We start from the raw sequence: 2176 nt of genomic DNA on the forward strand, positions 1-2176 counted from the left end.
CACCTCAATTCGAAAGATACGACATGAAGCTCAGATACCCCCTGTCGGTCGCAATTCTGATTACCACCTTATTTGCCATGAACGCGATGTATGGCGCGTCTTCCCACAAGGAACCCGCTGTCGCCCGCGCGAGCTTCCGTCCCGACGGTCAGATCGTGCTTCCAGTAGGCTACCGTCAATGGCAGCACGTCGGAACAAGATACAAGCCGGATGGACTCAAGATCCTGGACGGTCTGCCCGCAAAGACTCCGGAAGTGCTCAATGCTTACGTCCAGCCAAGCGCCTTCGAAATTTTCGAGAAGTCGGGCCAATGGCCCGACGGCACGCAGATCGTAAAAGAATTCAGCGCCGTGGAGGTGGGCGCCGGCTGCGACGGAAACACCCATGTTTGCACCAACGATCTGGGTCGCGGGCTCTATGAGTCGCATTTCAACGGACTCGGCATGATGGTGAAAGACGCTCGACGTTTCCCCTCAGCGCCGGGTCATTGGGGATATTTTAGCTTCGGACATAAACCGCCTCCGTACGACGCGGTCGCAACCGTTTCGCTGCGGGCTAGTTGTTCGTCGTGCCACGAGCGTCTCGCGACTGATACCGACTACGTGATCTCGCGCGCACACATCGGCCTTGACGACGGGCAGAAGCTGAGACTGCCTTTGCACGATTCAAAGCCGACACCGTGATACCGGTCGGCGCCGACAGGAATATCCGATTCGATATCGCACGCCTGTGCCGAAGGACAGCAACGCGACCTCTATTCGCGCTTGCTTCTTACACCGATGCGATCGCATCCGGAAGATGCTTAACCGTGACGTTGATCAATCAGGTTTCGTTGTCAGCTTGTTAGCCATCCACATCGCCGCGCTGGGCTCCACGTATGTTCCAGCGTCATCTGATGCACAGCGCCGCACAAAATAGTGTTGCCACGCCACGAGCGACGATCTGAAGGTCCTGACGCCCTTCCATGCCGGCCTGCTCTGAATCGTCAATGACCTGACCGGCATGGAACTCACGCGTGGTGAGGGCACTTGCCAGCATCAGCAGTTGAGCATCGTCGACAGAGTCAAACATTTCGACGCGCCGCAGCAGCCACCCCGCCAAGCCGACAGGCTCGACGCGGACCGCATCTACGGTCAAGCAGCGCAAGAAGATTCCGGACGCTGCCAAATGGCGCTGAGCAAGATCGAACAGTGCGTTGCGCGCATCGTTTTTCTTGGATAACTCGTCAACATAGCCGATGATTTCATATTCGATCGAACTGGCGGTGGCAACGCGCGCCTTGATCAGCGGCTTAGGCATGGGAAGGATATCGATCGCGCCAGTCGCGGCAAACTCCAGCGCGTGAATTACCCTGCTTGCGTGTTCCTCCGGTGCAATTTCAAGAACTACGGAGACGCCGTGCATTCGGGAAGGCTGACTATGATTCACGATGTTCGCTTTAGCGGCGACGCTGTTCGGAATCACCACGATGTTGCCGCGTGGATTTAACAGACTGGTCGCTCGCCAGTTGCTCTCGACGACCTCGCCTTCGATCTCGCCAATGAATACCCAGTCTCCAATCCGAAACGGTTCAGTCGCATTCAGGACCACGCGGGAAAAAACGTCCCCGAGCGTGCTTTGTATCGCGAGGCCAAGGATAACTGCAACGGCGCCCGAGGTCGCAAGCAAACCCCTCACCGGCATCTCGAGTACGTACGCAATACCCGCGACACCGGCGGCCACAAAGATGAGCGCGCTAAGAACATCATGAAACAGACGCTCCCGATTCCACGCCTTCGGCAAGACGTCCCTTCCAAGCAGGGTTGAAGCTACCCTCGCTGCCTGGAACCACCAAAGCAATTCAAGGCCTTGAGCTAGAACATGTACAAGCTTGTCCGCTACCCACGGAGCAGGCCCGAACGGGCTCATGCCCGATCTAAGCAGGACGTAGGTGAACGCACAAAATAGCAGTAGGCGCGCGGCGAGTCGAAGACGCTCGAACCGGGTGCCTAAGCCCCGCCATACTGCGAAGTCCGCAAGTAGAGCGGCAGCGCCCGTAATAATGTCGACATAAACGTGATACATGTCACTTCCTGAAAACATCCCGTCACTGATCACCCTTACTAGGCTGCCGCGCTGAGAGGCACGCAATCGGCAACAAACGGGCCGCCGCGTGTTCGCTGACGCTATTCAGTGA

General features: G+C 57.3%; 2 protein-coding genes. One reads left to right on the plus strand and one right to left on the minus strand.

Annotated elements, in window-relative coordinates; genetic code table 11:
* Positions 1 to 683 (plus strand): cytochrome P460 family protein (locus WCA53_RS30920; protein WP_423920482.1); only part of this gene is annotated, 683 nt, incomplete at its 5' end.
* Positions 684 to 888: 205 nt separating this feature from the next.
* On the opposite strand, the gene WCA53_RS30925 is transcribed toward WCA53_RS30920, so the two are convergent.
* Positions 889 to 2082, minus strand: a complete 1194-nt coding sequence (locus WCA53_RS30925; RefSeq protein WP_423920487.1) for a mechanosensitive ion channel family protein — start codon at positions 2080 to 2082, stop codon at positions 889 to 891.
* Positions 2083 to 2176 lie beyond the last annotated feature (94 nt).

The sequence above is a fragment of the Caballeronia sp. genome, assembly GCF_049581465.1.
GTDB lineage: Bacteria > Pseudomonadota > Gammaproteobacteria > Burkholderiales > Burkholderiaceae > Caballeronia.